Origin of the sequence: Gimesia benthica (assembly GCF_009720525.1) — a bacterium.
GTDB lineage: Bacteria > Planctomycetota > Planctomycetia > Planctomycetales > Planctomycetaceae > Gimesia > Gimesia benthica.
In genome coordinates this window covers 2,463,177-2,476,930 of the sequence record NZ_CP043930.1, presented here as the reverse complement: position 1 = coordinate 2,476,930, position 13,754 = coordinate 2,463,177, and the positions used below count along the sequence as shown (strand labels likewise).

7 protein-coding genes are annotated in these 13,754 nt (G+C 55.4%); 1 reads left to right on the top strand and 6 read right to left on the bottom strand.

Going from position 1 to position 13,754, the window contains the following annotated elements; translation table 11 throughout:
* Nucleotides 1-99 precede the first annotated feature (99 nt).
* The gene (locus tag F1728_RS09300) at nt 100-1,227 is read left to right on the top strand and encodes a DUF1501 domain-containing protein (protein ID WP_228030581.1); all 1,128 of its coding nucleotides are present in this window, start codon (nt 100-102) and stop codon (nt 1,225-1,227) included.
* A gap of 42 nt (nt 1,228-1,269) precedes the next feature.
* On the opposite strand, the gene F1728_RS09295 is transcribed toward F1728_RS09300, so the two are convergent.
* The 6 genes from F1728_RS09295 to F1728_RS09270 form a co-directional block, all read right to left on the bottom strand.
* Nucleotides 1,270-1,806, bottom strand: coding sequence for a hypothetical protein (locus tag F1728_RS09295; RefSeq protein WP_155363872.1), 537 nt, complete (start codon nt 1,804-1,806; stop codon nt 1,270-1,272).
* A gap of 95 nt (nt 1,807-1,901) precedes the next feature.
* Nucleotides 1,902-3,218, bottom strand: coding sequence for a nickel pincer cofactor biosynthesis protein LarC (larC, locus tag F1728_RS09290; protein ID WP_155363871.1), 1,317 nt, complete (start codon nt 3,216-3,218; stop codon nt 1,902-1,904).
* Between the two features lie 228 nt (nt 3,219-3,446).
* Nucleotides 3,447-4,487: a prenyltransferase/squalene oxidase repeat-containing protein gene (locus F1728_RS09285; RefSeq protein ID WP_145037231.1), complete on the bottom strand. Its 1,041-nt coding sequence runs from the start codon at nt 4,485-4,487 to the stop codon at nt 3,447-3,449.
* A 34-nt stretch (nt 4,488-4,521) separates the two neighbouring features.
* Nucleotides 4,522-8,571 carry a DUF4175 family protein gene (locus F1728_RS09280; protein ID WP_155363870.1) on the bottom strand — a complete coding sequence of 1,350 codons (4,050 nt, stop codon included), beginning with the start codon at nt 8,569-8,571 and terminating at the stop codon, nt 4,522-4,524.
* Between the two features lie 174 nt (nt 8,572-8,745).
* Nucleotides 8,746-11,295 carry a vWA domain-containing protein gene (locus F1728_RS09275; RefSeq protein WP_155363869.1) on the bottom strand — a complete coding sequence of 850 codons (2,550 nt, stop codon included), beginning with the start codon at nt 11,293-11,295 and terminating at the stop codon, nt 8,746-8,748.
* Between the two features lie 39 nt (nt 11,296-11,334).
* Nucleotides 11,335-13,593 (bottom strand): BatA domain-containing protein, encoded by a 2,259-nt coding sequence (locus F1728_RS09270; RefSeq protein ID WP_155363868.1) that lies wholly within the window; start codon nt 13,591-13,593, stop codon nt 11,335-11,337.
* Between the last annotated feature and the right edge of the window lie 161 nt (nt 13,594-13,754).

Sequence of the window (13,754 nt, the reverse complement as noted above, 5' to 3'; positions counted from 1 at the left end):
ACCCACAGCGTATACCTTTGAGACTGTATTCAATCGAGTAAAAGACGTATGAACTCCAGGCAAAAACAATCGGAAGTATCGCGGCGGGATTTTCTCCGGGTGGGCAGTTTAAGCTTTGTCGGCCTCTCCATGGCCGAGCGGGCCGCCCTCGCAGCGACACGCAGTGATCGCTCGGAGAAAAACTGCATCCTGATCATGATGACCGGCGGCGCCAGCCAGCTGGAAACCTTTGATCCCAAACCCGATGCACCTGCCGAGATCCGGGGGCCTTTGAAAGCGATCTCCACGACAGTGCCTGGTCTGCAGGTGAGTGAAGCCTTTCCGCAACTCGCACAACGTACCGGGCAGTTCTCACTGATTCGTTCTCTCTATCACGATGCCGCCCCGATTCATGAAACCGGTCACCAGTTAATCCAGACCGGTCGCGTCTCACGCGGTTCGCTGAACTATCCCTGCTTTGGTTCGGTTGTCGCCCGCCAGTGGGGACCGCGGGGCGATGCGCCACCGTTCGTTGTACTGCCTCGTCTGGTACACTCCCTGGGAGTCAACACCTACCGAGGCCAGCAGGCAACCTTCCTGGGGGAAGAGTTCGCTCCCGCCACCACGATTGGAATGAAGTCAGCTTCTACCGAATATGAAATCGAAGTCGCCGGCGAGTCTCCAGCCATCCAGCAGCAGTACGGCAAGCATCGTTTCGGCAAGCTGCTGCTCCAGGCACGGCAACTCGTTGAGCGGGGTACGCGGTGTGTCGTCGTTAATCTGTTTGATGATCTGCATGAGCAACTGACCTGGGACTGTCACGGCACCGGCGCCGGGACCGCAGGAAAAGTTTACGAATACCGCGATTCACTGGGCCCTGCTTTTGACAAAGCCCTCTCCACGCTGCTCGACGATCTGGCCTCACGTGGTTTGCTCCAGGATACGCTCGTCGTAGCCACGGGTGAGTTTGGTCGCACACCACAGATCAACGCTTCCGGCGGACGCGATCACTGGCCGCATGTCTGGTCGGCCCTCGTAGCCGGCGGTGCGACTCCCGGTGGTCGGGTAATTGGCGCCAGCGATTCGCGGGCCAGCAGTCCCGTTGAGCGGCCCGTCCATGCATCCGAACTGACGGCGAGCATTTATCAGCATCTGGGCCTCAATCCTCAGAGCTGTCTGGCACGTCAGGACGATCAGCAGATCAGCCTGGTAGATGCAGCACCGATTGGTGAACTGTTCCAGGGGTAAGCTGCGACTCTCTCAGTTTGAGGTCCTGTAGTTGATCCGCATTCAGGCGGTCTCGGAATCGGGACGTGGCAGGTCTTCCGCAAGTACCTTTTCGACTTCCTGTGGACTGCACTGAAAACAGTTGCTGATTTCCTGCGCGGAAAAGCCTGCCTGGCTTAAATAGATCATCATCAGCCGTTGCTCTGCACTCGCGGAGAGCCGCCTCCGCTCCTGCTCATACATCAGAATATCTGGGCCTGCAGCAGATTGATCAGCCGACAGCCCCTGTTGTGCCAGCGCCAGTTGCGTCCGTAGACGATTGATTTCCTGATCCGCTTCCTGCAGCAGTTCGTCCAGCACCCGCAGTCGATCTTCACTACGGGCCTCCACCTCGCGACCGTAATCGTATAGTTTGACCTCCAGCTGATTCAGCCGGTTCATCTGGTTCTGTTCCATACTGGTGAGTTCGCTGCGGGCCTCTTCCAGTGGATCCCGGTTTTTCGATTTGTGCTGTGCGCGAAAGTTTCTGCGAAGCGACCAGGCAATTACCAGGATCAGCACGCCCGTCAGAATTGTATTGGTATTATTCAGATCAAACATGTTTGGAAAGTCATCCTTTACTTCCAGACAATACCAGTGAGGAACGCATTCTGTATTCGTGGACCGTGATCTTCCTGATCAGGGGGCCGCGTCGATTAATGATCGTGATCGTGATCGTGATCTTGATCGTGGTCGTGGTCGTGGTCGTGGTCGTGGTCGTGGTCGTGGTCGTGGTCGTGGTCGTGGTCGTGGTCGTGGTCGTGGGGCGCATGTGCACCCGAATCAAATGCGGTTTCTGCAACGCCTTCCAGCAGAAACGCCGCTTCAGCCGCCCGATACACGGTTCGCAACGAAATCTGGTGGGTGGCGGCTAACTCGGCACACGCTTCATATTCGGGAGTAAAAATCGACTGGTAGTTCGGCCCCAGAGAAAGTTTCCCGGCGACTTCTCCCCAGGCGGTTTTGACCTGATGTGGTTTACGGGCGCGGATCGCACGCTGTAACTGATGTCTGCGGATGCCGAGGGTCTCGGTTTCTTCAAACAGAATTCCTTCCAGCTTCTCGGCCGACTCCGGTTTGCAGATCACACTCAGCATCACCGCAGGGCGATCCTTCTTCATCTGGATTGACGTACTGTAAACATCGAGGGCTCCCGCTGCCAGCAGCTTCTGTTTGGTATGACCGATGATCTCTCCGGAGATGTCATCCAGATTGGTTTCCAGCAGGGTGACATAATCTGTATGAGCGGGTGTCGCGACTTCGCCGACAAACAGCCTTAACAGGTTAGCTCGCTCCGGGAAGTTTTTGGTTCCCGCGCCATAGCCGATCTCTTCGATCGTCATCGGCGGAAGCATGCAGAAACGATCGACGAGCGTGGAAACAATCGCAGCGCCGGTCGGCGTGGTCAACTCAGCCTGAATTGGAATGTCCGCCAGCGGAATCCCTTTCAGCAGCTCAGCGGTTCCCGGTGCAGGAACCGTGCAGATTCCATGATCGATCTTGATCTGTCCAAAGCCGGTAGGAACCGGGCTGCAGAGAACCTGGTCAACTCCCAGCAGATCAAAGCCGATCGCGACGCCGACGATGTCCACGATCGAATCGATGGCTCCCACTTCATGAAAGTGGACCTTGTCGATTGATGAACCGTGCACCTTGGCCTCCGCGCCTGCAATCGCCGAAAACAGCGAGAGGGCCAGTTCGTACTGGCGGGGCGTAAGCTTATCCGACTGCTTCAATATCGTGACGATATCACCCAAATGCCGGTGTGCATGCTGCTCGGGATGTTCGATGGTGACATAGGTCGCGTGAAAGCCCCCCTTGATTGTTGAGGAGAACGTCAGTTTCACGCCGGGCAGTCCCAGGGAATCGATGCCGGCACAAATCTGATCCGGGTCCACACCCGCATCCACGAGGGCGCCGAGGGTCATGTCGCCGCTGATTCCAGTAGAACAGTCTAAGTAAGCAATCCGCACAGTCAGGTATCCAGGGAAAAAGGGTTAAAAACAGGAAGCGAATTCTAAAGATAACGGGCAGGATCTCCAAGATCAATTCGCTGTCAGGCACCGCTGGAGAAACGGGGTAAGTTTATATCTCACAGCAGGATATCAAGCAGCGGCATCTCCAACCAAGTGGGGAAAACGCAGGAATATCGCGGGTTTCGTGCTGTGAGGAAGAAAAATGCGCCGTGACAGGACGGGCCTTCAACGCTGATAGATGGGCAGGTATTGGTATTCGACCGCCAGAGCGAGGACTGCCAGTGAGGTCGCATAGACCTTGCCGGCTTCTTTTTCGCTCCCCTTGGTTGCCAGCCAGCTGCCGTCATGCTTCTGCATCTCCAGCAGTTGGGGCATGATCGTATCCCGGGTTTTTTTCCAGTACTCGCCCCCCATCTGGAACATCCCGACACTGCAGTAATAAGCCCCGTAGAAATAATAGAATTCATCCGGGTGCAGGGGACGCTGTACGAGATAGTCGCCGGCTTCAAGGGCATCCTTGGTGTGATGCTGTCCGCAGATTTCCAGCGCCAGGATTCCGGTTCCCGTTCGCGTTGCACTGGGAGCACCGCCGGGTTGATAGGCAAAGCCCATGTTGTTCCGTCCCCGACAGTGGCGGACATACGCGACCGCTTTATCGATCTGATCTGCAGAGATATCACAGCCGATGTTCTTTGCGGCACGAAGGGCCAGCAGCTGCCAGCCGGTCACACTCAGATCGCTGTCTTTACTCGTCTGGTTATACCGCCAGCCTCCGGCGTTCCGTTTGTCTTTGGGAACATTCTGGGCTGCGACAATCAGTTTCACCGCCCGCTCCAGCACCTGACGACACTTTTTCTCCCGTTCACCTGTCAGCATCCCGGCCACTTCGGCCAGCATCAGCGTACTGATCCCATGGCTGTACATCGGCCCGTGACTCTTGTGGTGCACCACCAGCCCGTTATCTGCCTGGTGTGCGAGGACCCAGTCGATGCCTCTGTTGATCTGGTCACCATAAGGTCCCTCTTCGGGCACATACCCGGCAGCCATGAATGCCATGATCGCCAGGGAGGTCGCGGCCGTCGATTCACCGTAAGAATTAAACGACCAGGCTCCGGAAGGCTGTTGAGTTTTTGATAGAAACTGAATTGCCCGCTGGATACTCTCGTCAGTTTTCTTTTTCTGTGCGTCCAGCTCCTGTGCCCGGCAGAGGGCAGGGGAGAGCAGCATCAGCAGTCCCAGCGGGTAAGCGATCAGCCTGAGTAACATTGAATTATCCTGTGATTGAAATCGAACCGGTCGCTTATTTGCTGTCGGATTTCGATTTGGCGATGGCTTCAAAATAATGTTTGATCAAGCGGGCGTATTCGGGATCGGTTCTGCTTTGCGAACCTTGCAGAATCTCGGTATCCAGTTCGCCGGGCAGCTCGCCCCAGTTGCGATTGGACATGGCTTTCAGCTTCATTTCCAGTTTGCTGAAGTCTACATTCGTGCGGGCACCGCCCCCTTCGCTTTCTCCCTGACCTTTACCGGGGGCCATATTGCGGGAAGCGGTCTGGGACTGCTGACCCTTACCGGGATCGGAACCCTGCTGGGCTTTCGACTTCAATTCCGTCGCTGCCTGCGAAAGGGATTCCGCTGCCTGTTTGAGCGATTCCGCTGCCTGCTGCTGGGCAGACTGTTTTCCAGCCTGACCCGATTCTGCCGACTGTTGACTCTGGTTTTTCCCCTGCTGGCCTTGTTGACTTTCGGAGGATTTCCCATTCTGACCCGATTGGGAATCACCCTGAGCCTGCTGCTGCTCGCCCGATTCGGTTGCTTCCTGTTTCTGGTCGGCTGGATTCGACGAGTCCGGCTGTGACTCGGCATCGCGGGGAACGGACTGCTGCTGTTCGTTTTGAGCCATCAGTTGATCCAGGGCACTTTTGAATTCGGGGTTCTGCTCCATCTGTTGCTGTGCCTGGCGGAGCTGCTGAGCAGCATCGGTGACCTGGTTGCCGACCTTTTCGGGAACCGGCGAATCATTGGCTTGCTGCTTGCGAGACTGCTGTGCCTGTTGGGCGGCAGCCTGTAATGCCTGGGCCGCCTGCTGAGCCTGTTTCGCAGCCTGTGCCAGGTCTTCCTGTTGCAGATTATCGACCGCCTGTTGCATTGACTGACCAGCCTGTTCAGTCTGCTTGCGACTCTGATCTGCCTGGCGGCTCTCTTTATTCAGTTTAATCGGATCGTTTTCCAGCTTCTGCGAAGCCTCAGAGAACTGTCGCGTTAATTCCTGGGTCTGCTGAGCCAGCGTCTGTTGAGAATTCTGGATCGCTGCCTTCCGTGCCTCTTCCGAATTGGAGGCTTCTGCCAGCTTGTTGGCGACTTCACCCTGCAGTTGTGCCATGCGTTCTGCTTCTTCGAGGAACGCATCCCGTTCGGTATTCTGCTGCTGTTCTTTGCGTGCCTGTTGGGCTTCCTTGATTTCGTCCGCAATCTGAGCAGCCCGATTGGCAGCCTGGCTTGCTTCGTGGAACTGCCCCACATTGGCCTGCTGTTCTGCCTGGATCGCTTCGCGCGCCATCTGAGCCGCCTTTTGTGTCGACTCCGATTCGGCGCCAAACTTCTGGGCTGTCTCCAGCAGGAAGTTCGCTGCGGCATCCGCCAGATTTCGTTGCTCCTGTTGCAGGGCACGCATCTTTTCCTGAGTCGTAGATTGTGCTTGAGCCCGGGCGGGCTCGTTGCTCATGTTGGTTTCGGCAGGCTGACTGTTCGTAGACGGCTCGTTGTTAGCAGCCGTAGTAGCGGCGTTTTGCGGAGCATCGCCATTTGCCGGGGCCGCGGGTTGAACCGGAGGTGTCGCTGTATCGTTGCCTTGAGGTGCAGCACCCTGTGGGGCCGCCGGTTCAGGCGCTTTCGCATCGCGGGGCAGGGGGCGTCCAGCAGATACCGGGGCCTGCTGCTGCATCGCATCAGCGAGTTGCTGTTGTGGCTCGACCAGTTGCGATGCCTGGGTGACCAGCGAATCAAGCTGTTTTAATTGAAAGTTGCGGGCAGCATCTACCAGTTCCGGTCGACGCTCCAGCAGGTCATCCAGGTCTTTCGTCAGACGGGACTGACGGTGTTTGAGTTCGGCCTGTTCGTTCGACAGCTCCTGCTTCATTTCCGGTGTCAGTTTTAACTGCTGATGCGGATCATTCTGTTTCTCAGGCGTCTTGTTATCCGCCTGCTGCTCCTCCTCTGGTTTTTGCATCTGCTGTTTGACCGACTCTACCTTGTCGTTGAACGCCAGCATGTCGTTCGCCAGGTGATCGGTCTCTTCCGCCAGACGATCCAGATTGTGTAGATCGTTTTCCAGTTCGACCAGTTTTTCATACTGGCGTACCAGGTCATCGATCTTCTTTTCTGTCTGTTGCATGGCGGCAGGTACCGGTTTGAGTTCCTGCTGCGCCTGTTGTCGATTGTCAGCTGCTGACGCGGATTTCAGTGTATCGTGGTTTTTGACGAAGTCGTTCCGGGCGAGGTTCTGTGTCTGCTCTGCTAATTTCTGATAGAGGGGCAGTTCCAGAAATTCATTCGCCACGGTTTCCAGCTGCTGAGCCAGCTTACGTTCCTGTTTGGTCAGCTCTTGCAAAGACTGTTCATCCTCGGGGGAGAGCGATTCCTGCTTTTTCTGATCTTTCAGGTCGGCAATCTCTTGCTTGACCTGTTCTTGATGTGTCTTGAATTCCTGCTGAATCTTCTTTAACTCATCCCGCAGTTTCTGCTGCCGGGCTACGACACCTGCCGAAAGCTGTTGCTCTGCATTCTTATCAATGCCGAAGACACGCGGCGTCGACCAGACCACATTCGGCCCCGGAACTTCGCGATTGTCTGCAGCCTTGATGCGATAGGTAAAAATATCCGCCTGATCAGCCTTGAGTTCTTTGAGATCGATTTTGAATTCATGGTCCACCGTGGAAGTTCCCAGCTTGTCGGCGGGAACTTTGACCACGGTCGCTTTCTCGTCCAGTTTCTGAATCTCCAGTTCCAGTTCATTCACGGCATAGTCGTCCAGAACTTTGACAGGAACCGAGAATGTTTCACCAGGTTTATAGAACTCCGGCTGATTGTAGAGCGACAGTTCGATTTCCGGTGCGCGGTCCTGAGTGATCTTGACCAGATGCTCAGAAGTCTGGTTTTTCAATCCGCCCTCTTTACTGTGAAACTCGATATGAAAGATGAAGCTCTGGTTGCCAACGGGCAGATCCAGTTGTGCAGTCAGCTGATCCTGACCGATGTTCAAAGGTTGCTCTTCGACCGGCGGACGTTCGTTGTTCTCTGCACCAGATGCGTAGTACTGATAAAAGAGTGTGGCCTGACTGATCGGTCGATCGAACGTCAGCTGCAGGGCGATCTGGCTCTGTTCCATCACGCGGATTTCGCTGGGAAGCACCGTCAACTCTTCCGCTGCCTGTCCGGTATAACGGGGCGGCGTGATGACCACTCGCGTATCGGTGATCGAGGGGGGCTCAGCCACCTGGATGGTATACTGCTTCGTGCGGCTCGATCCGCTGGAGATTGAATAGGTAAATCCGCTCAACAGTCGCGAAAACTGAGTTGTGTAATGACCGGCTGCCTGATCGAGATCCATCCGGCGTGAGAAAGGTTGTCCTTCCGCGTCTTCCCAGGCAATCCAGACTTCATCAATGGTTCCCGGCTGCTTGGTGTGCCAGTGAGGAGTGGCGATGATCTGCAGGTCCTCGCCGCGGGCCACTGTTCCATCTCCCGGTTCAACTTCGAAATAGAGCGAACTGACCGTCGCGAAATTCCCCCAGGGAACAATACTGCGCGAAATCAGCAACTGATAAGCGTCGGGCCAGAACAGCAGCGGCGTCAGGAAGATGATAATGGCAATCCCGGCACTCATCACGAAACGCATCGCGCGATCGGAGGGGACCGAGTCGGTAATATTGAAGTTTGTCAGCGAAGCGATGGTCTCCCGCGCCAGGCGTTCGCGCATCACGGAGGAACTCGTGTCGTCGTGGGCGACGGAGAGTTCCAGGACAGACGTCAGTCGTTCGTTGAGAGACGACTGCGATTCCTCGACAATCGCCGCCAGTTCGATGGGGGTCCGTTTATGAAGGACCCGCCGGAACATTCCAAACCAGAGACAGGCTACCAGGACTGTTAGTGAAAATGAGGTCAGTGCAATCCGGGCCGTGTTATTCAGTGAGAACACAAAATCGAGACTGATCTGCACCGTCACCAGGCAGATCAGAACCAGGATCACAAACCCCAGTCCCCGCAGCAGAGCCAGTGAGCGGATGCGTCGATCCAACTGGCCTAATTGCCGTTTGAGTTCATTGACGAATTGATCTAACTGTCCATCCATAGTCGTTCTCTGAGAGAAGTAGTGATCTGGTCAGGGTTTGCGAGCGATCAGAACCGTCCGGGAATCGAACATCCGGGTTGCAGGCCGGATCGGGAGCCGGAACGGAACTCCTGATATTGTAACAGGAAATTCCGTGAAATAGGGATGAAAAAAGGGTGGGAACCCTAAAAACTTTTAAGGCAGGCCGTTCAGCTTACGCAGAGCCCATTCGACAGTCAGGATTCCCATGATCAGTACCAGAATCAGCCAGTGATCCCAGAGCGAAACTTCGTCCTGGTTGGAGATTTCCTGGTTCAGATTGGGGATCAGCTCCAGCAACTCGTCAATCGTTCCCGGGGTCAGCAGTTTCCCTCCACTCGACTCAGCCATTTCGGTGAGCAGTTGCGGGTTGGAGGCAAGATTGCCTAGCTCGATTGTCTTGACTTCATGCACAAACAGGGGCGTGACAATTTCCTTGTCGCCCGGCTGCTGAGTCGACGGTTTCAGCCTCAGTTCGTATTCTCCCGGATCCAGCTCGGGGAGGTTCGCCTCCTGCAACTGGGGATTGTTTTTCTGGGTCTGCAGTTCGAATGAAGCAACGATCTGATCCGGCTCCGCTGCCCGGACGATTTCGACGGTTGATTTTATATTCGGGTGTTCTTTCAGATACTCCTGAGTCCATCGCGCGGTCGCGGTCGCGATTTCGCCGGCGTCGACATCGGTTTTATTCAGACTGAATTTGACGAACTCATTCCCTGCCGAGGCTTTGTTACGTGCGGCCCAACGGGCCATCTGGCCCCAGAAACGATGATGGTAGCGATCTCCCATGCGGAACCGCCAGCGCCAGGTACTGTCGATCCCAATCCAGATGACCTGTCCCGCGCCATATTGCCTGACCACAATCACGCCATCCCGCTCTTCGTTCAACGGCGCGTTAAAGGGAGACAGACCATAGGCGAGGACCGTTGCCCCCGGTTTGAGTGTCCCCTGCAGAAACCAGAGGTGGCCCGGAAGATTTTTCCAGATATCCCGATTCACATCCGGAGTGGCATCAAACTGGAACAGGGGCTCCAGCTCTCCCTCGGGGGTCAGGGCCAGATGCATGCCTCGTTCATTGGGGGGGACTTTGAAATTTGCCTGGTTCCAGTCGACGATACTCAGATCTTTCACGGGCAGCAGTTCGCTCAATGTTTGCGAACGGTGTTGCAGCGGTAGATATTTTTTGCCTGCCAGCAGTACCAGGGTCCCTCCCTGATCGCCGACAAACGCTTGAATCTGTTTCCAGTGTTCTTCCTGGACATGTTCGGGCGAGACATCGCCGATAATGATCAGATCTTTGTCGGCAAACGGCTTTGGCTGTTCTGCATTATTTTCAGCCACCTGGTTTGGCTGCGGGGCGTTGATCAACAGCTGATTCGGAAAGAAGGGCTGCGGCAACAGGCCCATGTAAGGCTGTTCGAACAGCACCTGCTGCAGATCGATGCGTTTGTCCCGTTCCAGGGCGTTGTGCAGGAAACGGAATTCCCATCGCGCGGTCTCCTCCACCAGTAGCACATGCGATTTGTCATCGACGAAATTGATCGCGAAGGTTTTCTCGTTATTATCTTCACGTGTTTCTCCGGGAAGAATGTCCGTTTCCAGCCGGTACTCCTGTCGTCCCGGCTGATCGGATCCCAGTTCAAATTCGAGTAACTGACTCACACCGGAAGACTTGAAGCGTTTCACCGCCAGTTCCTGGTCTCCCTGCATCAGTGCCACGCGGACGTCCTGTCCCTCAAAACCACTCGTGCCGATGCGGGCTTTGAGCAAAGGCTTGTCGTCTTTGAATGCAGTCTGCGGGTAATCGAGGGCAGATACGGAGATGTCTTTTGGCTGATTCGCCGATCCGAGCAGCACTGGATAGACGGGGACCTTCATCTGCCCCAGTTGTTCTGCAGTCGAGACCGGATCTAACTGGCTGTTATCGCGTCCGTCGGTCAGCAGGATGTAACCGGAAATCGGTGAGTTGCCGGACTCCGAACCGCTGCCCGCTGCTTTCAGCGCCTGTGACAGATTCGAAAGTTCCATATGTACCTGGTCGGGAACTTCCGCCAGTGAATTCTCCAGGGTTGTCTGTTCGGTGGGGACCGCATCACCGGCAAACAGGACCAGGTCAATGTCGCCGCGCTGTTTCAACTGGTCCAGAATCGGATGCGCGGGATTGGTCAGCAGCTTCTGGGCGATCTCTTTGCGGGACATCTGGTCGATTTCGTCAAAAATCGTTTCCAGATTCTCGCGGCGGCTCTCCGCCAGTTGGGTCCGTTTATCCGGGTTCGCTGTCTCACTCTCTTCGACCCACGCAGGCTCTTCACCCGCTGCATAAGCTGCCTCCCACCGATCGAGTCGTGCGTCGATCTGATCGTTGCCAATCATTTTCAGGGCCCGCGCCAGTTGCAGCTTTTCCAGCTTGCTCGCGTGGCGGTCCTGCGTATTCATACTGTCCGAAACATCCAATGCAACAATCAGACGGCCTGTTTTTTCGGTATTGAATGACCAGGTAAGCACTGGCTCGAGGAAGGTGAGGAGAATTAGAATCAAAGCGGAGATGCGGAGCGCCATCAGTGCGTTGCCGATGCCGTGCGAGACCAGTCGCCGCTCGTAACGGAACAGCAGGATGATGCTGACCAGCACCACCAGCACCGCGCAGACGCTGACGATGGTCCACCCGCTCCATTCGAGGCTGTTAAACTGGAAATGCTTTTCCATCAGTAGGACAACGTTCTTTAATTCAGGTTTCTCTGGGAATTATTGTTTCTCTTCCGGGAGCGACACATGCCCTCCCTGCACCAGTCGCCGGGTCAGGAACATTTCCCCAACCATCAGTAGTAAAAAGATCAATAATAGAAAACGCCAGAACTCGGTCTCCGACACATCGGAGAACATCAACTGTTTCAGTTCGTCCAGCGTTTTGAAAAAAGTAAAGTGATACGAGTCTGTCAGCGATTTCTGCTCGACTTCCGAGAGTGGCGTCAGGTTCGATTCGCTGCGATCAAAATTGACGACGAATCGATCAGACCTCAGTTCCTGGTTCTGGTCTGATTTCGGATTCAATTGATAGACGCCGGGCAGAGCGGTGTTCGTGCACTGAAAGGTCGCACCATTGACAGCCTGATCGATGGTGCCAACCGCCGGTTTCCCGTTGGGATCCAGAAAGGTGAACTGTTCAATGGTCGTCCCGCCCGGCACCGGAACCACAATCGGCTCATCGAGTTGCAGGTTGCGGAATACGCGTCCAGAGGAAAGCTCAAACACCGCCTCGTGAAGGAACGGAACATAATCCGGCTTGCTGGGTAGATTGTTCCAGTCCGCATCGAGCGAGGATGTCATCAGTAGCACACGTCCTCGTGCGTGGTTCATCATCACCAGTAATGGTTTCTGATTGGACAGCCTGGCGATGGACTGGGGGGCTGTCGAAGGACTGGAGTCGGTCGCATCCCCTTGCTCCTCAGCAGGGAGAGCCTCGATATCCAGTAGTGTAAGATCCCACCAGTGATTGAACCGCGCCGCGGTCAAGCCGTTGGCATATTCACCGCGAAAACGTTTCAGCCAGGGGGTCTGCAGGCTGTCGGAGTCGATCTGTATTACGTTACCGAATTCAAGACCCTGGGCGGCTTCCTTTGATTTCAGCTCAACGGGGATCAATCCCTCAGCTTTGAATAACTGTCGCTGGTACTGTTCCGGATCGACCTGGTCCCCCAGAGCCAGCATGACGCCACCCCCCTGTTGATTGACAAAATCGATCAGAGCTCCCGCCTGCACGTCAGTCAGCGCATCGACGTTTGCCAGGATGACCACCGCCTGGTTTTTCAACAGGTCTGCAGTAAGCTGGTCTTTTTCTATAACCGTGGTCTGAATCCAGGGAGTCCGGTTCGTGGGTGCCGTGAGTGCCAGGTTGGCGAAAAAGACTTCACTGCGGGTCGGGTCGAAACTGGGCGTGCCATCTACCAGGAGCACAGGCAGTGCGCTGGTGACCTGCAATGCTGCATCCGAACGGTCATCGCCAGGCAGGTTGTCTGGATCAAGGACGACGCTAATGACGTGCGTCCCTTCCTGGTCGAAGCGATGCTGAAACTCGACAGCAGCTTCGCCGTGATTTTCAATTTTGATCGACTGCGTTTTTTCTTTGATCCGCTGACCGTCGATTTCGAAATAGACCGGGCAGATCAGCGTCGGCTCCGGACCGTCATAGCGGATGGTGGTCGAAATGCGGACAGGCAGATTTTTGACGCAGACTTCCCGCGAAAGGGTGAGCTGGTCCACGCGCAGGTTGGATTGCAACCCTTCATTTTTTTCGCCGGCAACATTGGTCGCCCAGAGGTCGATCGGAACTGCAGACTGCTGCATCAGATCATTAACCTGATCCCAGAGCAGTGTGTCCTGGGGTGTCCAGCCGAACGCCTGGTCGTCGGTCAGCACGATGATCTCGCGTTCGAGGTTAGATGTCTTCCCCAGGATCTGAATCGCTTTGCTGACAGAATTCGCGAGATTCGATTCGCCTGCAGGTGGCGGCAACTCGTTCAGCTTCTCGCGGACCATCGCAAAATTATGGGTGGGAGATTCGGTTACCAGTCGCGGTTGATGCCGGGCATCAATGACTGAAATCGTGTCACCGGGATTCAGTTCTTCCAGAAAGCGATGCACCCATTGAATGGCTGCGGAGTGAGGCGTGGTTGTTTCCCCTTCCCAGCCCATACTGTAGGAACCGTCGATGACAAAGACGACGTCTCGAGACTGGGTTGAAATGAACTGGGAGAGAAAACCACCGGAAATCCACGGGCGGGCCAGCGCGAAGGTGATCAATGCGACCAGCAGCATGCGGATTGCCAGCAGAAGCCAGCCTTCCAGGCGGATCCGTCGTCGCGTGCGGCGGCCCAGTTCCAGAAACTGCATCGCTCCCCACTGCACAATGTCATATTTCTTGCGGCTCAGTAAATGCACCAGTATCGGCAGCGATAATCCCAGCAGGCCGAGAAGCATCATCGGATTTAGGAAATCAAATGTCATGACTGCCTGCTGAGAACGGGTATGGGACTGGAATTGAGCACGAGGATGGTTTCAAAAGGGAGACAAGCCGCATTATATGGTGAAATCGTTGTAAATGGTATCGCCTGTCTGATTTCCTTTTTCAGGGAGACTTAAGTACAGATTTGCATGGAACCGGTTGG

Bases quoted from the DNA above. Each gene is read 5' to 3' on its own strand.
- F1728_RS09280 (WP_155363870.1), bottom strand. From the start codon at position 8,571: ATGGATGGACAGTTAGATCAATTCGTCAATGAACTCAAACGGCAATTA.
- F1728_RS09285 (WP_145037231.1), bottom strand. From the start codon at position 4,487: ATGTTACTCAGGCTGATCGCTTACCCGCTGGGACTGCTGATGCTGCTC.
- F1728_RS09275 (WP_155363869.1), bottom strand. From the start codon at position 11,295: ATGGAAAAGCATTTCCAGTTTAACAGCCTCGAATGGAGCGGGTGGACC.
- F1728_RS09270 (WP_155363868.1), bottom strand. From the start codon at position 13,593: ATGACATTTGATTTCCTAAATCCGATGATGCTTCTCGGCCTGCTGGGA.
- F1728_RS09295 (WP_155363872.1), bottom strand. From the start codon at position 1,806: ATGTTTGATCTGAATAATACCAATACAATTCTGACGGGCGTGCTGATC.